The sequence below is a fragment of the Mesocryomonas lacus genome (assembly GCF_055730105.2).
Genome location: NZ_JBUZWF020000002.1, coordinates 658557 through 680105 on the forward strand (window position 1 = coordinate 658557; position 21549 = coordinate 680105).

At 66.5% G+C, this 21549-nt stretch carries 21 protein-coding genes; 9 read left to right on the top strand and 12 right to left on the bottom strand.

Annotated features, from left to right (window positions below):
* Positions 1-94: 94 nt before the first annotated feature.
* Positions 95-1978, bottom strand: a complete 1884-nt coding sequence (locus ACZLZQ_RS08125; protein ID WP_472948915.1) for an ABC-F family ATP-binding cassette domain-containing protein — start codon at positions 1976-1978, stop codon at positions 95-97.
* A gap of 99 nt (positions 1979-2077) precedes the next feature.
* On the opposite strand from ACZLZQ_RS08125, the gene ACZLZQ_RS08130 reads away from it, so the two are divergent.
* Entirely contained in the window at positions 2078-2272 is a 195-nt protein-coding gene (locus ACZLZQ_RS08130; RefSeq protein WP_472948916.1) for a type II toxin-antitoxin system VapB family antitoxin, read from the top strand.
* The gene (gene vapC / locus ACZLZQ_RS08135; RefSeq protein WP_472948917.1) at positions 2269-2625 is read left to right on the top strand and encodes a type II toxin-antitoxin system VapC family toxin; all 357 of its coding nucleotides are present in this window, start codon (positions 2269-2271) and stop codon (positions 2623-2625) included. Before ACZLZQ_RS08130 ends, vapC begins: the two co-directional genes overlap by 4 nt.
* A 61-nt stretch (positions 2626-2686) precedes the next feature.
* Here the strand turns inward: vapC and ACZLZQ_RS08140 are convergent, their stop codons facing one another.
* Positions 2687-3169, bottom strand: coding sequence for a DinB family protein (locus ACZLZQ_RS08140; protein WP_472948918.1), 483 nt, complete (start codon positions 3167-3169; stop codon positions 2687-2689).
* Positions 3170-3428: 259 nt separating this feature from the next.
* Here ACZLZQ_RS08140 and ACZLZQ_RS08145 point away from each other — a divergent pair, with 259 nt between their 5' ends.
* The 3 genes from ACZLZQ_RS08145 (at position 3429) to ndk (ending at position 5590) form a co-directional block, all read left to right on the top strand.
* Positions 3429-4328 (top strand): bestrophin family protein, encoded by a 900-nt coding sequence (locus tag ACZLZQ_RS08145; RefSeq protein WP_472948919.1) that lies wholly within the window; start codon positions 3429-3431, stop codon positions 4326-4328.
* 56 nt (positions 4329-4384) lie between these two features.
* Entirely contained in the window at positions 4385-5080 is a 696-nt protein-coding gene (locus ACZLZQ_RS08150) for a glutathione S-transferase family protein (RefSeq protein WP_472948920.1), read from the top strand.
* Positions 5081-5167: 87 nt separating this feature from the next.
* Complete coding sequence (ndk, locus tag ACZLZQ_RS08155; RefSeq protein WP_472931490.1) at positions 5168-5590, top strand: nucleoside-diphosphate kinase; 423 nt, start codon at positions 5168-5170, stop codon at positions 5588-5590.
* A gap of 361 nt (positions 5591-5951) precedes the next feature.
* Here the strand turns inward: ndk and ACZLZQ_RS08160 are convergent, their stop codons facing one another.
* The 4 genes from ACZLZQ_RS08160 to uvrC all read right to left on the bottom strand — a co-directional run bounded on the left by ACZLZQ_RS08160 (position 5952) and on the right by uvrC (position 9465).
* Positions 5952-6419 carry a molybdenum cofactor biosynthesis protein MoaE gene (locus tag ACZLZQ_RS08160; protein WP_472948921.1) on the bottom strand — a complete coding sequence of 156 codons (468 nt, stop codon included), beginning with the start codon at positions 6417-6419 and terminating at the stop codon, positions 5952-5954.
* A gap of 3 nt (positions 6420-6422) precedes the next feature.
* Positions 6423-6674, bottom strand: a complete 252-nt coding sequence (gene moaD / locus ACZLZQ_RS08165) for a molybdopterin converting factor subunit 1 (protein ID WP_472931493.1) — start codon at positions 6672-6674, stop codon at positions 6423-6425.
* A 48-nt stretch (positions 6675-6722) separates the two neighbouring features.
* Positions 6723-7304 carry a CDP-diacylglycerol--glycerol-3-phosphate 3-phosphatidyltransferase gene (pgsA, locus tag ACZLZQ_RS08170; RefSeq protein ID WP_472931494.1) on the bottom strand — a complete coding sequence of 194 codons (582 nt, stop codon included), beginning with the start codon at positions 7302-7304 and terminating at the stop codon, positions 6723-6725.
* Between the two features lie 103 nt (positions 7305-7407).
* A complete protein-coding gene (uvrC, locus tag ACZLZQ_RS08175) occupies positions 7408-9465 on the bottom strand; it encodes an excinuclease ABC subunit UvrC (RefSeq protein ID WP_472948922.1) in 2058 nt (685 codons plus the stop codon).
* Positions 9466-9819: 354 nt separating this feature from the next.
* On the opposite strand from uvrC, the gene ACZLZQ_RS08180 reads away from it, so the two are divergent.
* Entirely contained in the window at positions 9820-10485 is a 666-nt protein-coding gene (locus ACZLZQ_RS08180) for an outer membrane protein (RefSeq protein WP_472948923.1), read from the top strand.
* Between the two features lie 306 nt (positions 10486-10791).
* On the opposite strand, the gene ACZLZQ_RS08185 is transcribed toward ACZLZQ_RS08180, so the two are convergent.
* The 3 genes from ACZLZQ_RS08185 to ACZLZQ_RS08195 form a co-directional block, all read right to left on the bottom strand.
* Positions 10792-11388 (bottom strand): glutathione S-transferase family protein, encoded by a 597-nt coding sequence (locus tag ACZLZQ_RS08185; protein ID WP_472931497.1) that lies wholly within the window; start codon positions 11386-11388, stop codon positions 10792-10794.
* Positions 11389-11467: 79 nt separating this feature from the next.
* Positions 11468-11923: a hypothetical protein gene (locus tag ACZLZQ_RS08190; RefSeq protein WP_472931498.1), complete on the bottom strand. Its 456-nt coding sequence runs from the start codon at positions 11921-11923 to the stop codon at positions 11468-11470.
* Between the two features lie 50 nt (positions 11924-11973).
* Complete coding sequence (locus ACZLZQ_RS08195) at positions 11974-12810, bottom strand: 23S rRNA (adenine(2030)-N(6))-methyltransferase RlmJ (RefSeq protein ID WP_472948924.1); 837 nt, start codon at positions 12808-12810, stop codon at positions 11974-11976.
* Positions 12811-12946: 136 nt separating this feature from the next.
* On the opposite strand from ACZLZQ_RS08195, the gene ACZLZQ_RS08200 reads away from it, so the two are divergent.
* Positions 12947-14059: an alkene reductase gene (locus ACZLZQ_RS08200; protein WP_472948925.1), complete on the top strand. Its 1113-nt coding sequence runs from the start codon at positions 12947-12949 to the stop codon at positions 14057-14059.
* Between the two features lie 113 nt (positions 14060-14172).
* Positions 14173-16272, top strand: coding sequence for a molybdopterin-containing oxidoreductase family protein (locus tag ACZLZQ_RS08205; protein WP_472949223.1), 2100 nt, complete (start codon positions 14173-14175; stop codon positions 16270-16272).
* A 284-nt stretch (positions 16273-16556) separates the two neighbouring features.
* Here ACZLZQ_RS08205 and ACZLZQ_RS08210 read toward each other — a convergent pair whose 3' ends face one another.
* From ACZLZQ_RS08210 to purM, 3 genes are read right to left on the bottom strand one after another with little or no spacing between them, the layout of a single operon-like run.
* Complete coding sequence (locus tag ACZLZQ_RS08210) at positions 16557-18257, bottom strand: sensor domain-containing diguanylate cyclase (protein WP_472948926.1); 1701 nt, start codon at positions 18255-18257, stop codon at positions 16557-16559.
* 59 nt (positions 18258-18316) lie between these two features.
* Positions 18317-18934 carry a phosphoribosylglycinamide formyltransferase gene (purN, locus tag ACZLZQ_RS08215; RefSeq protein ID WP_472948927.1) on the bottom strand — a complete coding sequence of 206 codons (618 nt, stop codon included), beginning with the start codon at positions 18932-18934 and terminating at the stop codon, positions 18317-18319.
* Positions 18935-18959: 25 nt separating this feature from the next.
* Positions 18960-20027 (bottom strand): phosphoribosylformylglycinamidine cyclo-ligase, encoded by a 1068-nt coding sequence (purM, locus tag ACZLZQ_RS08220; protein WP_472948928.1) that lies wholly within the window; start codon positions 20025-20027, stop codon positions 18960-18962.
* A gap of 226 nt (positions 20028-20253) precedes the next feature.
* On the opposite strand from purM, the gene ACZLZQ_RS08225 reads away from it, so the two are divergent.
* Complete coding sequence (locus ACZLZQ_RS08225) at positions 20254-21423, top strand: AI-2E family transporter (protein WP_472931504.1); 1170 nt, start codon at positions 20254-20256, stop codon at positions 21421-21423.
* Positions 21424-21549 lie beyond the last annotated feature (126 nt).

Consider the following 21549-nt stretch of genomic DNA (forward strand, 5'->3'; position numbering starts at 1 on the left):
GTCGCCTGCACTTCGAAACAGCTCGCTCGACTGAGCGATAATGTTCCGCATCACTGAGCTCGGACCCCTTGCGTCCGGTTTCACCCACGCTGCCTCAGTCAGCCATCGCGCTGTCGTGTTCCTCCGAGCGTGCCAGCCACTGCTCCTCCAGTTCGCCGATCGACTTGACGGCATCCGAGCGCTGCTTGGCGAGCTTGGCCGCCTGCGAGGGATCGCGGGTGTAGAGGGCGACGTCGGCAAGCTTCACGTCGAGGTCCGCGACGCTCGTCTGCAGCTTGGCCATCTTCGTCTCGATCGCCTTGATCTCCTTGCGCAAGGGGGCCAGCGTCTCGCGCTTCTGCGCGGCATCGCGGCGCTGGTCGACCTTGGTCGTCTTGCCCTCGTCGCCGGCATCCTTGGAGTCGCCGCCGCGGCGGGCGGAGAGGATCAGCTGCTTGTACTCGTCGAGGTCGCCCTCATAGCGCGTCACCGTTCCCTCGCCGACCAGCCAGAGCCGGTCGACGGTCGCCTCGACCATGTGGCGGTCATGGCTGATCAGGATGACGGCGCCGGGAAAGTCGTTCAGCGCATGCACCAGCGCCTCGCGCGAGTCGATGTCGAGATGGTTGGTCGGCTCGTCGAGGATCAAAAGGTTCGGCGAATCAAAGGTGGCAAGGCCCATCAGGAGCCGCGCCTTCTCGCCGCCGGACAGGGTGTCGGCGGGCGTGTCCATCTTCATGGTGGCGAGCCCCATGCGCGCGACGCGGGCGCGGACCTTCGCCTCAGGGGCTTCCGGCATCAGCCGGCGGACATGCTGGACGGCGCTCTCGGTCGGGCGCAGGTCGTCGATCTGGTGCTGGGCGAAGAAGGCGATCTTCAGCCCCGGCGCGCGCACGACGTCGCCCGACTGCGCCGTCAGCCGTTCGGCGAGGAGTTTGGCGAAGGTCGACTTGCCGTTGCCGTTGGCGCCGAGCAGCGCGATGCGGTCGTCGGTATCGATGCGCAGCGTCAGGTTGGACAGGATCGGCTTGGCGTCGCCATAGCCGACGGCGACCTTCTCCATGCGGATGATCGGCGAGGCCGGGCGTTTCTCCGGCGGCTCGAAATGGAAGGGCACGACGTTTTCCTCGATCACCGAGGCCAGAGGCTTCATCTTCTCCAGCGCCTTCAGCCGGCTTTGCGCCTGCCGTGCCTTGGTCGCCTTCGCGCGGAAGCGCTCGACGAAGGCCTCCATGTGCTTGCGCTCGGCGTCCTGCTTCACCTTGGCCTTGACGAGGTGCTCCATCTTCTCCGCCCGCTGACGCTCGAACTGGTCGTAGCTGCCGCGGTAGAAGACGAGTTTTTCCTGGTCGAGATGGACGATGGCGTTGACGGCGTTGTTGAGGACGTCGCGGTCGTGGCTGATGATGATGACGGTGTAGGGATAGCGGGCGACGAAGTTTTCGAGCCAGAGCGTGCCCTCGAGGTCGAGATAGTTGGTCGGCTCGTCGAGGAGGAGGAGGTCCGGCCGCGAGAACAAGACGGCGCCGAGCGCGACGCGCATGCGCCAGCCGCCGGAAAAGGACGAAGCCGGCCGCGCCTGCGCCGCCGCGTCGAAGCCGAGGCCGGACAGGATGGCGCTCGCCCGCGCCTCGGCCGAATGCGCCTCGATGTCGGTGAGGCGGATCTGGATGTCGGCGATGCGGTTGGCGTCGGTCGCCGTCTCGGCTTCGGCCAGCAGCGCCAGGCGCTCCTCGTCGGCCTTCAGCACGATCTCGATCAGCGATTCCTCGGTGCCCGGCGCCTCCTGCGCCACCTGCCCGATGCGGGTGTTGCGCGGCAGCGAGACGCTGCCGCTCTCGGAGGCGAGGTCGCCGGTGATCACCCGGAACAGCGTCGACTTGCCGGCGCCGTTCCGCCCGACCAGCCCGGCCTTGGTGCCCGCCGGCAGCGACAGGCTGGCATGGTCGATGAGAAGGCGTCCGGCGACGCGCGCGGAAAGGTCCGTGATCTGCAGCATGGAAAGGCTTCTGCCATGGCGGGGGACGGCGGGGAAGGGCGTTGTTGCCAAGCGCGGGCGGGCGCATGATGGACGAAGGCTTGTTGAAGGGCGCAGAGCATGGAGAAGATCGAGATCGACGAAGCGGTGGTCAGCGAACTGATGGAACTGACAGGGCTGACGACACGGCAGGCAGTGGTGAACAAGGCGCTGAGCGAGATGGCCGGCCGGCGGCGTGTCCAACGCAAACTATTTGAACTGGAGGGAAAGATTGAGTGGGATGGTGACCTCGACGCCATGCGGCGAAACAGGTGATCCTGCCCGACACCAGCGCTTGGATCGACTATCTCAATGGGCCACGAACCGAGGGTGCCGCAAGCCTTAAACGGGCGCTGGTATTTGAGGATGTTGTTGTCGGCGATCTTATTCTCGCGGAGGTACTTCAGGGCATCCGGCATGAACGCGACCTTCGGGCTGCCGCCGCCTTGCTCTACACTCACCCGGTGCTGACACTCTGTGGGGCTGCGATTGCCGAGGAGGCTGCCTACAACTATCGTTTCCTGCGTCGCCGGGGGATCACGATCCGCGGCACGATCGACGTGATCATCGCCACCTGGTGCCTCTCCGTCGGGCCCGCATCATCCACAATGATCGCGATTTCGGCCTGATGGAAGATGCCCTCGGCCTGAAGCGCTACGCGTAGTCTGCTTCCTCTTGCGGCGCCAGCCGTCAGCTCGCCACCTCCCGCTGGAACTGGATCAGGTCGAGGCTCGGCACCGCCTTGCCGAAGCCGGTGAGGATCGCGTGCGCTTGCCCCCGATGATGGGTCTGATGGTTGAAGAGATGCGCCAGCGCCGGGGCAAGCGGCTGGGTGATGTCGCGCGGATTGGTCACCGGCTGGTAGGTGAAGCTTGCGGCGAGTGCAGCCTCGTCGAGGCTGTCGACCCAGGCGATGATCCGGGCGTCCTCCGCCGCGCGGGCTTGCCGGAGTGGGGCGAAATCGGCGTGGAGGATGGCGTCGAGCGATGTCGGCGCGGTGCCGGCGCCGGTGAAGCGGCGCAGCCAGATGCGGTCGGTGGCGAGGAGATGGTTGAGCGTGCCCGAAAGGCTGCCGAAGAAGACGCCGCGGTCGACGGCGAACTCGTCGGGCGAGAGGCTTTCGGCTACCCCGTAGAGGCGGTCATTCGCCCATTCATTGTAGCCGGCGAACATTCGGCAAAGCGCGTGATACACCCCATCCCCCAAGCTGATTTCCGCCGCGCAAGGCACCGGCCGTCCTTCATGGCATGGCCGCCCGATCGCGCGAAAGTCATTGCTTGAAGCGCCTACGCGCAAATCCCCGGGCGATAGAGCGGTGAGGCCGAATCCTTACGTTTCCGGATAGGTCGCGCCTCAGCCACCCTATTGTTGCGCCGCAACCAAGCCGTAGTTCTGCCGTTCGCTGGAACTCCCAACAGCACCGGAAAAGCCCATGGTCCTTCCCGAATCCGCGCGTCTCGACCGCATGATCCACTACACCGGATGGCCGCTGGCGCTGCTGTTCGTCTGGGATGTGATCGTCACGCTCGCCTATGTCTACGTGCCGCATCCCGGCTTCGAACTGCCGTCGCTGCCGATGACGCTGCTCGGCTCGGCGCTGGCGCTGTTTCTCGGCTTCCGCAACAACAACGCCTATAACCGCTGGTGGGAGGCCCGGACCCTCTGGGGGGCCATGGTTAACGTGTCCCGCTCTTTCGGACGGGCCGCGTTTCATCTGGTCGACAACCGGCCGGAGAGCCACGAGCTGCGCCAGGCGCTCGTCCTGCGCCAGATCGCCTACGTCAACGCGCTGCGCTGCCATCTTCGGCGTCAACCGGCGCTGGAGGGGATCGCGGAGTTCCTGCCGGCCGACGAGATCTCGCGGCTGGAGGGCGTCGCCAATGTCCCGAACGCGATCCTTAACGAAACCGCGGCTCTGGTCAGGAGCGCGGCAGGGGAGGGCTGGATCGACCCCATCAGGCATGTGCATATCGAGAGCTTGCTGGTCGACATGAGCAATGCCCAAGGCGGCATGGAGCGGATCAAGAACACGCCGCTGCCGCGCGAGTACGGCTACTTCCCGACGCTGTTCGTCCACGTCTTCTGCATTCTCCTGCCCATCGGTCTCGTCGACAGCCTGACCATCTACACGCCGCTGGCATCGACCATCGTCGGCTTCATGCTGCTGGCCATGGACCGCGTCGGCAGCGACCTGCAGGATCCGTTCGAGAACCGCGCCCACGACGTGCCGCTGACCTCGATCTGCCGGACGATCCAGATCGATCTCGAACAGCTGCGCGGCGAGCGGGCAGCGCCCCAGCCCTTGCGGCCAGTGTCGGATGTGCTGTGGTAGCGGTTTCGCCCGTCTTGGGCTCTAAGGTCCTTTCCTCGAAATGCGAAGGCCGATCCATGAGCATTCTCCTCTACGAACTCGTCGGCGCCGATGCCGCTCGGCCTTTCTCGCCGCATTGCTGGAAGGCGCGGATGGCGCTCGCTCACAAGGGCCTCGCCTTCGAGACGGTCCCGGTTCCGTTCACCGAGGTGCCGCTGGTGGAGGACGGGTTCGCGACGATCGTCCCGGTGCTGCGCGATGGCGAGCACCGCGTCGCCGACTCTTTCAAGATCGCCGAGTATCTCGACGCCGCCTATCCCGATGCGCCGACGCTGTTCGGCGGCGAGGGCGGGCGGGCGCTGTCACGCTTCGTCGAAAGCTGGACGCAGCGCACCATCCATCCTTTCGTCTCCACCAGCCGGGCGCTCCTCGACATCCACGACAGCCTCGCGGCGCCCGACCAGGCCTATTTCCGCCAGAGCCGCGAGAAGGTTTTCGGCAAGCCGCTGGAGGCGGTGATCGTCGGCGACGAGGCGCGGCTGGAAGGGTTTCTCGACAAGCTGAAGCCGCTGCGCAGCCTCCTCGACGGGCAGAAGTTCCTGGGCGGCGCGACGCCGCTGTTTGCCGACTACATCGTTTTCGGCGCCTTCCAGTGGCTGCGCATCGTCTCGCCTTGGCAGGTCTTGCCGGCAGGCGATGCTGTGACCGACTGGTTCGAGCGCTGTCTCGACCTTCACGGGGGCGAGGGCCGCAAGGTCTCGGCCGCGGCCTGAGCCGAGAGGCGGCGCGGACGCCTTGCCGCCCGGAGGCGGCCCGGCTATAGAGCGCCATCCCTTTCCCTGGAAATCTGAGGACCACCAATGGCCGTCGAACGCACCTTCTCCATGATCAAGCCCGATGCGACCCGTCGCAACCTCACCGGCGCGATCACCAAGATCTTCGAAGAGTCGGGTCTTCGCATCGTTGCCTCGAAGCGTGTCTGGATGAGCCAGCGCGAGGCCGAGGGCTTCTACGCCGTGCACAAGGAGCGTCCGTTCTTCGGCGAGCTCGTCGAGTCCATGTGCGCCGGCCCGACCGTCGTTCAGGTGCTGGAAGGCGAGAACGCCATCGCCCGCAACCGCGAGATCATGGGCGCGACCAACCCGAAGGACGCCGCCGAGGGCACGATCCGCAAGGCGCACGCTCTGTCGATCGGCGAGAACTCGGTGCACGGCTCCGACGCTCCCGAGACCGCCAAGGAAGAGATCGCCTACTGGTTCTCGCAGACCGAAGTCGTCGGCTGAAATTTCTAGCTGAACTGATGTGAGAAGAGGGCGGTTGCTGCGGCGGCCGCCCTTTTTCGTTTCAGCTGCGGAGCACGCCAGGGCTGCGGAGCACGTCATCGCAAAAGCGTGCTGCTTCGTGAGGCGCCAACCCCTCAGATCGTCATCCTCGGCCGCAGGCCGGGGACCCATGCCGCCGCCTTCGCTCCGCCGCCTCGGTCCGGGAAGGGGCGTGAGACATCAACCGTTGACGTTGTTTTCTATGGAGAGGCATGGGTCCCCGCGCTGCGCGCGAGGATGACGAACCTTTAGGCGTTCGAACTCTTCAGAGATCGAAAGATCGCCAGTCCACCAGTCCGCCAGTCCGCCGTGGACCGGAGAATTACAGGCCCCAGCGGGCCGCGGCGGCATCGTCGCTTGCCTTGGCCTCGACCCATCCGCCAACGCTCCCATCGGCGAGATGCTCGCGCTTCCAGAAGGGCGCGCGGGTCTTGAGGTAGTCCATCAGGAAACTGGCGGCATCAAACGCCGCCTCACGGTGGGCGGAGGCGCAGGCGACGAGGACGATCTCCTCGCCGGGTGCGATCATGCCGTGGCGGTGGATGGCCCGGCAGGCGAGGAGCGGCCAGCGCCGGCACGCTTCCTCGGCGACCGCCGTCAGCTCGCGCGTCGCCATGCCGGGGTAATGCTCTAGCTCGAGGTTTGCGAGCCTGCCGCCTTCGTCGCGGCAGTAGCCGATGAAGGTGACGAGGCCGCCCATCGCACCGAGGGCTGCGGCCTCGATCGTGGCGGTTTCAGCGGCGAGGTCGATGCGGCCCGAGCGGATGTCGACGACAGGCGTGCAGCCCAAGGCTCAGCCTCCGGTCATCGGCGGGAAGAAGGCGATCTCGGTCGCACCGGCGATCGGCTCGGAATGGTCGACATGCTCCTGGTTGATCGCCACGCGGATCACTTCCGGTGCTTGCAACGCTTCCTCGTAGCCCTCGCCGCGGCCCTTCAGCCAATGCAGGAGGTCATCGACGGTGACGATGCCGGCGGGCAGAACGACGTCCTCCTCGGAAAGGCCAATCCGCTCGCGGACCCAGGCGAAATAGACGAGTTTCATCGGCGTGCTCCCCAGTGTACGGGCGTTGTCTCTCGGGGCTGAAACGTCTCAGTCCGGGATATGACGCACGCCGGCGCGGAAATAGTCGTAGCCGGTGTAGAGCGTCAGCACGGCCGAGATCCACAGCAGCACCAGCCCGGTCTCGGTGATGTAGGGCAGGATCTTGTCGCCGGCGGGTCCCGACAGCAGGAAGGCGACCGCGACCATCTGCACCGTCGTCTTCCACTTGGCGAGCTGGGTGACGGGAACGCTGACCTTCAGCCCGGCGAGATATTCCCTGAGACCCGAGACCAGGATCTCGCGGCAGAGGATGACGATGGCCGCCCAGAGCGTCCAGCCGACGATGGTGCCATCGGCCGAGAGCAGCAGCAGGCAAGCGGCAACGAGAAGCTTGTCGGCGATCGGGTCGAGCATGCGGCCGATCGTCGAGGTCTGCTGCCAGGCACGAGCGAGGTAGCCGTCGAAGAAGTCGGTGATGCTGGCGACGACGAAGATGCCGAAGGCCCACCAGCGCGCGTTGTCGTTGGCGACGAAGCTGCCGCCCCAGAAGAAGCAGATGACAACGAGCGGCACCGCGACGATGCGGGCGTAGGTCAACATGTTGGGGAGGCTGAGCGCCCGAGATGCCATAGGGAGTCCGGTCCGATAGTTTGGGGCTGCGCCTCTTGAACAGCGGCGCGGGAGCCGCGTCAACCGCCGAGTTCACGGGAAGGCGAGACGCGGCGCCTTTCTATCACCTGTCTTGGAAATGGTCGTAGACGAGCTTAGCCATCGCCTCAGAAATTCCCTCGACCTTTCTGAGATCGCCCAGCGCGGCGCGGCCGACTTCCTTGGCCGTGCCGAAGTGGTGCAGCAGCGCTCTTTTCCGCGAGGGGCCGATGCCGGCGATTTCGTCGAGCGGGTTCTTCACCAGCTCCTTCTTGCGCTTGGCGCGGTGGGTGCCGATGGCAAAACGGTGCGCCTCGTCCCGCAACCGCTGGACGAAATAAAGAACGGGATCGCGCGGCGGCAGAGAGAACGGCTCGCGCCCCGCGGTGATGAAGCGCTCGCGGCCGGCATCGCGGTCGACACCCTTGGCGATGCCGATGGTGGTCACCTTGTCGGCGATGCCGAGCTCTTCGAGGATTGCCTTCACCGCCGAGATCTGACCCTTGCCGCCGTCGATCAGCACGAGGTCCGGCCAGGCCGGCATCTCTGCCTCGTCGGCATCCTCGTCCGTCTCGGCCGATGTGATGGCCGGTTGCGGCCCTTCGGCGTGCTCCTTCTTCAAGCGCGAGAAGCGGCGCGTCATCACCTCGCGCATCATGCCGAAATCATCGCCCGGGGTGATGTCGGTGCCCTTGATGTTGAACTTGCGGTACTGGCTCTTGGCAAAGCCCAGTGGCCCGGCGACGACCATGGCGCCGACCGCAGCCGTGCCCATGATGTGCGAGTTGTCGTAGACCTCGATGCGGCGCGGCACCTGGACGAGGCCGAAAGTCTCGGCAAGACCCTTGAGCAGGCGGCCCTGCGAGGAGGTCTCGGCGAGCCGCCGTCCGAGCGCCTCGCGCGCGTTGGCGGTGGCGTGGTCGACGAGATCCTTCTTCTCGCCGCGCGCGGGCACGCCGATCACCACCCGCCGCTGCGCCCGCACGCCGAGCGCCTCGGCCAGGAGGACGCGGTCCTCGACCTCGATCGGAAGCAAGATCATCCGCGGGGCCGGCTTGTCGTCGTAGAACTGCGCGAGGAAGGCGCCGAGCACTTCCTGCGGCTCGAGCGAGGAATCGGCTTTCGGGAAATAGGCGCGGTTGCCCCAGTTCTGGCCGGTGCGGAAGAAGAACACCTGGATGCAGGTCAGCCCGCCTTCCTGGTGGATGGCGAAGACGTCGGCCTCCTCGGTGTTCTGCGGGTTGATGCCCTGGTGCGCCTGGATCTGGCTGAGCGACGTCAGGCGGTCGCGGTAGATTGCGGCGCGTTCGAACTCCATGTCCTCGGCGGCTTCCTGCATGGCGACCGCCATGTTCTGCTTCACCTGCGTCGACTTGCCCGAGAGGAACGCCTTCGCCTCCTCGACGAGGTTCGCATAGTCGGGGATGGCGATCTCGCCGGTGCAAGGGCCGGAGCACCGTTTGATCTGGTAGAGGAGGCACGGCCGGGTGCGGCTCTCGTAGACCGAGTCCGTGCAGGTGCGCAGCAGGAAGGCGCGCTGCAGCGAGTTGATGGTGCGGCCGACCGCGCCGGCCGAGGCGAAGGGGCCGAAATAATTGCCTTGGCGCGAACGGGCGCCGCGGTGCTTCATGATCGCCGGCGCCTCGTGTCCGCCGCTGACGACGATGTAGGGGAACGACTTGTCGTCCCGCATCAGGACGTTGTAGCGCGGCCGCATGCGCTTGATGAGGTTGGCCTCGAGCAGCAGCGCCTCAGTCTCGGTGCGCGTCGTCACGAACTCCATGTGCCGCGTCTCGCGGATCATCCGGGCGATGCGGTTGGTGTGGAGGCCGGTGCGGGTGTAGCTCGTCACCCGCTTCTTCAGCGACTTCGCCTTGCCGACGTAGAGGACGTCCTCGCTCGCACCGAACATGCGGTAGACGCCCGGGCCGTTCGGCAGGCGCTTGACGAAGGCCGAGATCAGCTCGGCCCCGACGAGGCCCTGTGCCTCCGGCGTGCCGGCATCGTCCCACTCGATCGCGGCGAGAAGGGCAGCCGTTGGCGAGGGCAGGGCGTCGGGTGCGGCGTCGCCATCCGCCTCGCTGTCGAGGTCGAAGTCGTCGTCGAGATCACTGTCGAGGGGAGTTGCGTCGGCGTCGGTCATGTCTGCTTCGTTGGGAGCGCCTAGGGCGCCTGGACTGTCGGGGAAATCCCGCGCTTCAATGTGCCTCAAGGCGCAGGCTGCGGCGGGATTCGTCGTTCCCTTATATGCGAACGCTGCGGCAAGAATGCAGCGTCAAAACCGCCGACCCGCAAAAGGTCGATGTGGCCGTTCCGCCATAGTGGCGAAAGAAAGGCAGCAGAACGAGCGCGGCGGTTCGATTATGGCGGATATGCGGCAGCGCGCCACTAGTCCGGTGGCGCCACCCGTGGCTAACCTTCTTCCCATGCGGCGCTTGCGCGATCTTGTCGTCAGCGCCATTTTATCGGTGACGTCACCCAGGAAGGAGTGTCGATCATGCCATCGTTTCGACGCTCCCTCGCTCTGGCGACGCTCCTGCTTCTTTCGGCGCCCATGCTGTCGTCACCGGGCGTTTCGGCCGATCTCGCGGTGGCCGAGCCCGCCGTCCCGCTGGCATCCGCGCCGTCCTACATCTGGTCCGGGCCCTATGCCGGCGGCTTCGTCGGCTACAACTTCGCCAATCTCGACCATGCCGGCGGCGCCGAGTTCGACGGCGAAGGTTTCGTCGGCGGCGTCTATACCGGCTACAACCTGCAGACCAACCAGTTCGTCTACGGCCTCGAGGCCGATCTCGGCGCCTCCGGACTGGACGCCGGCGGCTATGATGCGGTGACCGGCGCGCCGATCTCGGCCGACGCCAATGCCTTCGGCTCGCTGCGCGCGCGTGTCGGCGTCGCCTACGACCCGTTCCTCTTCTTCGCCACCGGCGGCGTCGCGGTGGCGGGCGCCGAGCTCTCGTCCAATGGCGCCGAGGACAGCAACACGCATCTCGGCTTCACCGTGGGCGCCGGCGTCGAGGCCCAGGTCGGCGGCAACGTCACCTCGCGCGTCGAGTACCGCTACTCCGACTTCGGCAGCAAGACGTACGATCTCGGCCCGGTCTCGACGTCGACCGGCTTCGACGAGCATTCGATCCGCGCGGGCGTGGCGCTGAAGTTTTAGGGCGTCGGGTGGGCCGGCGGCGGGACGGCCGACGTGGTTGTCATGCCGTTTTGTGCGGACCAGCAAAACGCTCGCAATTTGCGACTTACCTTTGAGCCTCGTCATCCCGGACTTGATCCGGGATCCATTCCTCAGCGCGTCGAAATGTGAGCCGGTTCAGAATCACAGGTCCGCGACGGGAAGGTCAGCCGTTCTCGGGCACGTTCAACGGTTTGGAATGGATCCCAGCGAAACCAACGGTTTCGCAGAGATCAAGTCCGGGATGACGAAGTTCGGAAGTTTGCTTTAACTACAACGCCGCCGCCCTCAACCCTGCGGCTTCAACGCCTCGTACTCCGGAAAAATCACTGGAAACGCCTCGATCCACGCGACGAGCTGGGGATGCTTGTCTTCCCACTGGCCCTTGAAGCGCAGGTCGAGGTAGCCGAGGAGGCTCGCCAGGGCAAAATGGGCAAGGTTCGGTTCATTGCCGAGCGAGGCGATGTTGGATTCCAGCACGGCCAGGCCGCGCCAGAGCTTGCCGAGCTGGCGGTCGACCCAAGGCTGGTGTCGCATCTCCTCGGGGCGCATGCGCGCCTCGTAGACGGTCAGCAGCGCGCTGTCGGCGACGCCGTCGGCGGTCGCGGCGATCCGCTTGACCAGCAGCCATTGCGGTCCGTCCTGTGGCACCAGGCGGTGGTCGCTGAGCCGGTCGAAATAGTCGCAGATGACATTGCTGTCGTAGAGCGGGGCGCCGTCTTCCGCGACAAGGGCCGGGATCTTGCCGAGCGGGTTGACCGCCAGGAGGTCGGCGGGCTCGGCGCCCGTATCGGTGGGGACCAGCGTCAGCGCGATGCCGCAATGGGCAGCGGCCATCCGGACCTTGGCGGCGAAGGGCGAGGCAGGTGCATAAAACAGCCGCATGAGGGCTCCCGTCGGTCTGGACGCAGCGCTCACGAAACACTGGTCGCGTGTCAAAGCCCGCGGGCGGCGGGCGTTTTCGTCAGAAACGGCGAAGCGACTGGCAGTTGGCGCCGTAGATCAGCCACTTGTCGAGGCCGAGCACGCAACCCTCGGCCTTCCAGCCGATCGAGGCATAACCGAGCGGATGGGAGACGGTGTAGTAGACCGTCCGCCGCTGGCCGTCGGAAATCATCGCTTCGCCCTGGCAGTAGCGGCGCTCGATCGGCCGGTCCTCGCTCAGCGGGAAATAGGCCTTCTCGGCCATGTCGCTGAATTCCTCGATGACGTAGCCGGTCTGCAGCATCTCGACGGCGCCGTGCTCGAACTGGTCCTCGACCTCGGCCAGCACTTTCGGGTTGTCGCAGGTCGGCACCAGCGCATCGGCGTAGATCTGCTGCGTCGGCGCCGGGCCGTAATAGTCGGCGCTCCAGGCGGGCAAAATGGCTGTGGTCGCAAGGGCTGCGCCCATCAACAGGCTGAGAAGACGGTCACGCATGGCTGTGGTCCTTCGCGGAGTCGGCGCCGCTGGCTCGGTATCACACCGGTTTAGGATCGCTCGCCCGAGATCGCAACCATCTCGACGCTGCCGCGGCCCTCTTTGCCGAGCACCTGTTTCAGAATTGCCATGACGCGGGCCGCCTCCTCGGCGAAGGTATAGGGTGGATTGATCACCACGAGCCCGGAGCCGACGAGGGTTTCCGTCGGCGTGAACGGCTCGCGGAAGAAGTCGGCGGCGACGATGTCGGGAATGCCGCTGGCCTTCAGGCCCGCATGCAGGCGGGCACGCTCGGCTTTGCGCTTGATCGGGTACCAGATGGCGTAGATGCCGCCCGGCCAGCGCTTGTAGGCAGCCGAGACCCCCGCGACGATGTCGTCGATCTCGCTCGTCTTCTCGAAAGGCGGGTCGATCAGCACCAGGCCGCGCTTTTCCTTCGGCGGCAGATGCGCCCCGAGCGCCAGCCAGGCGTCGAGGGCGATCACCTTGGTCTGGACGTCGCCGGCGAAGACATTCTTCAAGGCCTCGGCCTCGAACGGGTGTAGCTCATAGGCCGAGAGCCGGTCCTGGCGCCGCATCAGGCGACGCGCGATCAAGGGCGAGCCGGGATAGGAACCGGCGCCGTCCGCCCGCACGATGTCGAGATAGGCCTGCAGTTCGGGCGCCTCGGCCGCGGGCGAGGCGAGCAGCCGCGCGATGCCCTCCTGGTGCTCGCCGGTGCGCTGCGCCTCCTCGCTCGACAGGTCGTAGCGGCCGCGGCCGGCATGGGTGTCGATGACCCGGAATTTCTTGTCCTTGCGTTTCAGGTACTCAACGATCGACACCAGCAGCGCATGCTTCACGACATCGGCAAAATTCCCGGCGTGGAAGGCGTGGCGGTAATTCATGCGGTTCTCCTGATGCCGGCGGCAACGCAGCGTTCACACCTCTTGACCGCGCTGCAGCGAGGGCCAAGTTGCAGCGCGGCGTATGCGCATTACATGCGACATACACAGTGTTACCCCCCGAAAGGAATTGCCCGTCATGGCAAAATCTAAGCTCTTCGAAGCCTTCGACCTCGGCCCGACCCATCTGGCCAACCGTCTGGTGATGGCGCCGCTGACGCGCAGCCGCTCGGACGAGGAGGGCAACCTGCTCGACCGTCACGTCGAGTACTACCGCCAGCGCGCCGGCGCCGGCCTGATCATTTCCGAGGCCACCAACATCTCGCCCGAGGGCCGTGGCTACGCCTATACGCCGGGCATCTTCAACGATGCGCAGGTCGCCGGCTGGAAGAAGGTGACCGATGCCGTGCACGCTGCCGGTGGCAAGATCTTCCTGCAGCTCTGGCACGTCGGCCGAATCTCGCACCCCGACCTGCAGCCCGGCCATGCCGCGCCGGTCGCCCCTTCGGCCGTCAAGCCGGACGGCAAGGCCTTCACCGTCGAGGGCTTCAAGGACCATGAGATGCCGCGTGCGCTCGAGGAGAGCGAACTGCCGCGGGTGATCGAGGACTACGTCAAGGCGACGAAGAATTCCAAGGCTGCCGGCTTCGACGGCGTCGAGCTGCATTCGGCCAATGGCTACCTGCTCGACCAGTTCCTGCGCGATGGCACCAACCTTCGCACCGACCGGTACGGCGGCTCGATCGAGAACCGCATGCGCTTCCCGCTCGAGGTGCTGGATGCGGTGATCGGCGCCTGGGACGCCGAGCATGTGGGCGTCCGCATCTCGCCGGTGACGGTGATGGGCGGCTCCTTTGAGAGCAACCAGCAGGCGGTGTTCAACGCCTATGTCGAAGAGATCGACAAGCGCCATCCGGTCTATCTCCACGTCATCGAAGGCCAGACCGGCGGCGATCGCAACAAGGACAAGTTCGACTACAACGGCCTGCGCCAGCGCTTCCACGGCACCTACATGGGCAACAACAACTACGATACCGAGCTCGGCGTCGAGCGTGTCGACCAGGGCAAGGTCGATCTCGTCTGCTACGGCAAGCTGTTCATCTCCAATCCGGATCTGCCGGTCCGCATGCAGCTCGGCGCGCCGCTGCTGCCCTGGGACCAGGCGACCTTCTACGGCGGCGACGAGAAGGGGTACACCGACTATCCCGCGCTGACTCCTGAGGAGATCAGCCGCTACGCCGCCGCGGGCTGATCGCCCGCCAGCTGCATTGAGAGGGGCCGGAGCGAAAGCTTCGGCCCTTTTTGCTGGGGCGGCGTTCGCCAAATCGCATGACGGCGCGCGAAAAGCGCGCCTATACTGCCGGGATGAACGACCTGACCCCCCTTCGCACAGGCCACAGCGCCTGCCCGCACGATTGCCCGTCGACCTGTGCGCTCGACGTCGAACTGATCGGCAACAGCATCGGCCGCGTCCGTGGCGCCACCGGCAACAGCTACACGGCCGGCGTCATCTGCGCGAAGGTCGCGCGCTACGGCGAGCGCATCAACCACCCCGACCGCCTGCTGAAGCCGCTGCAGCGCACCGGGGCGAAGGGCGAGGGCGGCTGGCGCGAAATTGCCTGGGACGATGCGCTCGATCAGGTGGTGGAAGCCTTCGTCAAGGCCGAGGCCCGGCATGGCGCCGAGAGCGTTTGGCCGTACTACTACGCCGGCACCATGGGCCAGGTGCAGCGCGACGGCATCCACCGCCTGCGCCATGCCAAGCGCTACTCCAACCAGTTCGATTCGATCTGCACCAACATGGCCTGGAGCGGCTGGCACGCCGGCACCGGCAAGCTCGCCGGCGTCGATCCGCGCGAGATGGCGGAGGCCGACTGCGTGGTGATCTGGGGCACCAATGCGGTGGCGACGCAGGTCAACGTGATGACCCACGCCATCCGCGCCCGCAAGGAGCGCAAGGCGGCGATCGTCGTCATCGACATCTACGACAACGCGACGATGAAGCAGGCGGACATGGCGCTGAAGCTGCGACCAGGCAGCGACGGCGCGCTGGCCGCGGCGCTGATGCATGTCGGCTTTCGCGACGGCACCGCCGACCGCGCCTATATGGAGAAGTACACCGACGACCCGGCCGGGCTCGAGGCGCACCTCGCCACCCGGACGCCGGAATGGGCCGCGGGGATCACCGGGCTTTCCGTCGCCGAGATCGAGGCCTTCGCCGCCCTCATCGGCCGGACGCCCCGCACCTTCTTCCGCCTCGGCTACGGCTTCACCCGCCAGCGCAACGGCGCGCCGGCGATGCACGCGGCGCTCTCGGTGCCGGCGGTGTTCGGCCACTGGCAGCACCGCGGCGGCGGGGCGTTCCACACGAACTCCGACATCTTCCAGTTCGACAAGAGCCTGATCGTGGGCTCGGCGATGAAGGATCCGTCCGTCCGCTCGCTCGACCAGTCGCGTATCGGCAAGATCCTCGTCGGCGATCCCGGCGCGCTGCAAGGCGGCCCGCCGGTGACGGCGATGATCGTCCAGAACACCAATCCCGCCAACGTCGCGCCGGAGCAGCGGCTGGTGATCGAGGGGCTGCGGCGCGAAGACCTGTTCGTCTGCGTGCACGAGCAGTTCATGACCGACACGGCCAAGCTCGCCGACCTCGTGATCCCCGCCACGATGTTCCTCGAGCACGACGACATCTACCGCGCCGGCGGGCAGAGCCACATCCTGCTCGGGCCGAAGCTCGTCGAGCCGCCGGCGACGGTGCGCAGCAACCATTTCGTCGTCGAGGAACTCGGCAAGCGTCTCGGCGTCGGGGACCGTCCGGGCTTCGGCCTGACCGAGCGCGAGCTCATCGAGGATCTGCTGCAGCGCAGCGGCCGCGGGACGCTCGACGATCTCGAGGCCGGCCGCTGGCTCGACGCTCAGCCGGCCTTCGAGGATGCGCATTACCTCAACGGCTTCGGATGGCCGGACAAGAAGTTTCATTTCCGGCCGGACTGGGCGAACGCCTCCTCGCCGAACCGGCCGCCGGCCTCGATGGGCCCGCAAGGTCCGGTCGCCCGCCTGCCGGAATGGCCCGACCATGCCGGCCTCGAAGAGGCGAGCGACGACGCCCATCCGTTCAAGCTCGCGACTTCGCCGGCGCGCCAGTTCCTGAACTCGAGCTTTGCCGAGACTGCCGGCTCGCGCTCGCGCGAAAGGCGGCCGGAACTCCTGATGCACCCGGACGATGCCGCCACCCTCGGCGTCGAAACCGATGCGCTGGTCACCATCGGCAACCGCCGGGGCGAGATCCGTCTGCCGGTCGCGGTCTCCGATACCGTGCGGCCGGGCGTGCTGGTGCACGAGGGGCTGTGGGCGAACTCGGACTTCGAGAGCGGCGAGGGGATCAACACGCTTGTCGGCTCCGACCCGGTCGCCCCCTCCGGCGGGGCAGCTTTTCACGACACACAGGTCTGGGTGCGGGTTTAGCGCGGCTTTCGGTGGACGTAGCGGTGATGGGACCGCTGCCGATGCCGAGTGGCGCTTCGGTCGCTTGCGCCGCTGCGTCCTCTGACCGGCGATGACCGGACGCGCTATGAGATTCAAAGGTTAATCAGACGTTTACGTGAAGTTTCCCGACCAATTCGGTAAGCGTTTGAATCAATCTCTCAGCCTGATGATTCTGGGTCTGAACCCATGGGCCGGAGCCGTTGCATGGACTTGGCTTAAGGCCGTTCGAGGAGTGCAGGCGAACGCGCCGGGACTGCCGAGGGTCAGAGGGACGAATTGAAGCTGATGCGGTTGCGGCCGTTCGACTTGGCGTCGTAAAGGGCGAGGTCGGCGCGGTGGATCACGTCCTCGATCTCGCGATCGTCCGGCGCCATCGCGGTCGCGCCGATGCTGACCGTCACCTTCAGCGACTGGCCCTCCCAGACAATGACCGCCTCCTCGATCTGGCGGCGGATCCGCTTCGCCCAGGTGCCGATGACGGCCTCGTCGACATGGCGCAGCGAGACGACGAACTCCTCGCCGCCGAAGCGCGCAATGCGGTCGCTCGCCCGCAGCGAGCCGGCCAGCAGCCGTGCGATCTCGACGATGACCTTATCGCCGGCGGCATGGCCGTAGATGTCGTTGATCCGCTTGAAATGATCGATGTCGATCATCAGCACGCCGAGCTCTTGACGCTCGTGGCGCCCGAACACCCCAACCTTCGTCGCGAACTCCCGAAAGCCGCGGCGGTTCAGAAGGCCGGTCATCGGATCCGTGTTGGCGAGCGTCCGCAACTCGGCGATCGCTTCTTCCGACCGATCGGCCTCCAGCTTGGCGGCACTGAGATGCGCCTCGGCGAAATCGATCCGTCGCACCAGCGAGCGGAGGGAGTTGGTCAGGCGCACGATGTCCAGCGACCCCGACTGCCGGTGGATCAGGCCGATGTTCGGATCGCGGCCGATCTTGTCGGCATTGTCGGCCAGCATGGACAGCGGGCGTGTCACGCGTCCGGCGATCAGGGCGGCGGCCAGCGAGCTGGCAAGGGCCGCGATGGTGCCGATGAGGAAGATCACGAGGATCGTGCCATTGGCGCGCGTCAGCGCTGCGGTGACCGGGCGCCGTGCGACGACGCGCCAGCCAAGCCCGTCATAGGAGCGAAGGCCGCGCGTGCCAACGATGGCGACGAGATCGTCTCCCGTCTGCGAGGAGGCGACCGATCCGACCGTCGCGCCTTCGGCGGTGTCGGCGAGCTGCTGTGGTGTCAGCGCCGGCTTCACGAGCTTTGGGCCAAGGAGAATGTTGCCGTCCGCCGAGGTGATCCACAGCTCGGTCTTGAGGGCCGGATCGATGTCCGACAGGAGCGTGTCACGCATGTCGCGCGCCCAGGTCCAGCTGAGATGCGCGCCGAGGACACCGCCGACCCCGCCGCTGGCGTTGCGCACCGGCGCGGCGACGTCGACAAACCGGAAGGGCTCGCCGTCCACTGAGGCCGGGAGGAGCTTTTCCAGGAGCTTGGCCTGATGGACATCCTGGGTGATGGGACCGGCAAGGCCCGCCTTGAACCACGGCCGCTCGGCCACCGAGACGCCCTCCAGCATCCGCTGGGTGGCGGCCCGGACGGTTCCGTCCGCGGTGGCATAGCCGATCCAGGCGTAGTTCGGCAGCGTCGCCTGCGTCTCGTCGAGGAAACGTCCGATCGCGCCGGCATCGTCGGTCCAGGCTGCAGTGAGGGGCGCAAGGTTGGCGAGGTTGGTGATCTCGCGGTAGCGCTCGAACATCTGCCGGTCGAGTTGCCGCGCCATGGTCTGCGAGAGCTGGCGAAGATCGGCGTTTGCCGTATCGACCGCGTGCCGCCGCACGACGCTAGCCGTCGCCAGCGTCATGATCGCAACGGTCGCCAGCGCCAGCAAGACCGTCAGCGCTGCCGATTGCGCGCGGATACTGAGGCGGTCTCGCAGGCGTCCGAGCGCAATGCGCCATGGCATGTTGAGGTTTCCAATCGTTCCAGACCTTGCTGACGATAGGTCAAGAACACCCTTGGCGGCTAAGAAGTTAACACTGCCTTATCGTCCAGCATCACAACTCTGCCATCGAGGACCATGGCGAGCGCCTGCGGATAGAGCGCGTGCTCGGCGACCAGCACCCGTGCGGCCAGCGTCTCCGGCGTGTCTGATGGCTCCACCGGCACGGCGGCCTGGGCGATGATCGGGCCGCCATCCATGACGAAGGTGACGAAATGCACGGTGCAGCCATGCAGCTTCACGCCGGCCTCGATCGCCCGGCGGTGGGTCTCGAGGCCCGGGAACAACGGTAGCAGCGAGGGGTGGATGTTGATCATCCGGCCGGCGAAGCGGTCGACGAACTCGGCCGACAGGAGGCGCATGTAGCCGGCGAGGCAGATCACGTCGGGGCGCGCCGCCTCGATCGCCGCGATCATCGCGGCCTCGTGCGAGGCCTTGTCGGCATGCCCCTTGCGCGGCACCGCCTCGGCGTGGATGCCGGCAGTGCGCGCCGTATCGAGGCCGCCTGCATCGGCGCGGTCGGAAAGGACAGCGACGATCTCGCCGGGATAGTTGGCCGCCTCCGTCGCCGCGAGAAGGGCGCCCATGTTGGAGCCGCGGCCGGACAGGAGCACGACGACGCGCTTGCGGGGCTGGCTCATTGCGGCATCACAGCGCGCGCCAGCCTCACAGCGCGAGGTCGCCATTGAAGGTCACGGCGGCGCCGTCGCGGGAGAGGATGCGGCCGAGCGGCACGACCTCTTCGCCCTCGCTCTGCAGGATCGCCGACACCATCGCCGCCTCCGCCTCCGAGACGACGACGATCATGCCGATGCCGCAGTTGAAAGTGCGCAGCATTTCGTGCGCCTCGACGCCGCCGGCCTTGGCGAGCCAGCGGAACACCGGCGGGGTGTCGATGGCGAACAGATCGATGTCGGCGGCGAGATGCTCCGGCAGGACGCGCGGAATGTTTTCGACGAAACCGCCGCCGGTGATGTGCGCCAGCGCCTTGATGCCGTTGGACTGGCGGATCGCGGCGAGCAGCGGCTTCACGTAGATGCGGGTCGGGGCGATCAGCGCCTCGGCAAGGCTCGCCTTGTCGGTATCGAACGGGGCGGGGGCATCGTAGGCGGCGCCCGCGAGCTCGACGATCCGCCGCACCAGCGAATAGCCGTTGGAATGGACGCCGGAGGAGGCGAGGCCGAGGATCATGTCGCCGACGGCGAGCTCTGCGCTCGGCAGCAGCTGGCCGCGCTCGGCGGCGCCGACGGCGAAGCCCGCGAGGTCGTAGTCCTTCTCGGCGTAGAGGCCGGGCATTTCGGCGGTCTCGCCGCCGATCAGCGCGCAGCCGGCCTGGCGGCAGCCCTCGGCGATTCCCTTGACGATGGCCTCGCCTTGCGCCGGGTCGAGCTTTCCGGTGGCGAAGTAGTCGAGGAAGAACAGCGGCTCGGCGCCCTGAACAACGAGATCGTTGACGCACATGGCGACGAGGTCGATGCCGATGGTGTCGTGGATGCCGGTGTCGATGGCGATCTTCAGCTTGGTGCCGACGCCGTCGTTCGCCGCCACCAGCACTGGGTCGGTGAAGCCCGCGGCCTTGAGGTCGAACAGGCCGCCGAAGCCGCCGATCTCGCCGTCGGCGCCGGGCCGGCGGGTCGAGCGCACGTGCGGCTTAATCCGCTGCACCAGTTCATTGCCCGCATCGATGTCGACGCCGGCATCGCGGTAGGTCAGGTTGTTGGTCTTGTCGCTCATCGCCGTCATTCCCCTGGAAGCCCGCGAACTGACACGGATCGCCCCAAGCGGGCAAGGGGGAGCCCCGCCATTTGGCGGATGGCGGGGGAGCCGTCGCGTCCCTAGCGGCCGCCATCGGGTGCGGTGCGCGGAACCCTTGACCGCAAGGTGTTCGGCTGACTATCTCCCTTGCTGCCGCCGCGTGCGACAGGCCTGTAACTGAAGAATAGCAGCGGAGTCGCCTGAGATGACAACGGATCGGGGCCGGCTGCTGCGACGTCAGATCATGTTCTGGGGCCTGGCCTTTCTCTTTGCCATCGCCTTGCTGGTGGTGTTTTCCAGCATTCTCCTGCCGTTCGTCTTCGGCATGTCCATCGCCTATTTCCTCGACCCCGTCGCCGACTGGCTGGAGCGGCGCGGCCTGTCGCGGATGATGGCGAGCGTCGTCATCCTCGTGCTCTTCGTCGTCGTCTTCACTGCGGTCATCCTGATCGTGGTGCCGGTCGTCGGCGGGCAGATCGGGTCCTTCCTGCAGCGTCTGCCGGAATATCTCGACAAGCTGCAGTCGCTCGCCGCGCAGGCGCGGAGCGGGCCGCTCGCCTGGATGTTCGCCGGCGACGAGCAGTCGATGCGCGACGATTTCGGCAAGCTGGTGAGCCAGGGCTCGGCCTTCCTCACCACGCTCGCCGGCTCGCTGTGGACGTCGAGCCTTGCGGTGGTGAACTTCATCTCGATCTTCGTGGTGACGCCGGTGGTCGCCTTCTACCTGCTGCTCGACTGGGACCGGATGATCAGCAGGATCGACGAGTGGACGCCGCGCCAGCACGTCGACACCGTTAGGCGCCTCGCCCGCGAAATCGACCGCGCGGTCGCCGGCTTCATCCGCGGGCAGGGGAGCCTCTGCCTGATCCTCGGCAGCTATTATGCCATTGGCCTGTCGCTGATCGGGCTGAACTTCGGCCTGCTGATCGGCCTGTTCGCCGGCCTGATCTCGTTCATCCCCTATGTCGGCTCGACCCTCGGCCTCGTGCTCGCTGTCGGCGTGGCGCTGGTCCAGTTCTGGCCGGACTATGGCTGGATCATCGCGACCGTCGCGGTGTTCATGACCGGCCAGTTCATCGAGGGCAACATCTTGCAGCCCAAGCTCGTCGGTGCCTCTGTCGGGCTGCATCCGGTCTGGCTGATGTTCGCGCTCTTTGCCTTCGGCGCACTGTTCGGCTTCGTCGGCTTGCTGATTGCGGTCCCCGCTGCGGCCGCCATCGGCGTCCTCGTCCGCTTCGCCATCACCAAGTACCTGCAGAGCGAGCTCTATTACGGCCGCACCATCGGCCAGCCCGGCACCCGGATCGAGACGGTCGAGGGCAAGCCGATGCAGGAAATGCTGGAATCGGGTTTCCGTCCGGCGCCGAAGGAATAGCGGGCAAATCGCCGGTTCTGCGCTTGGCGGTGGCGGCGCCGACGGTTAGCCTTGCGATGCTGCCCCATGAATGAGCGCACGAGATGCGCTTTTTTGTGACAGAGGGCCGTGTTAGCCAAGCCTTCG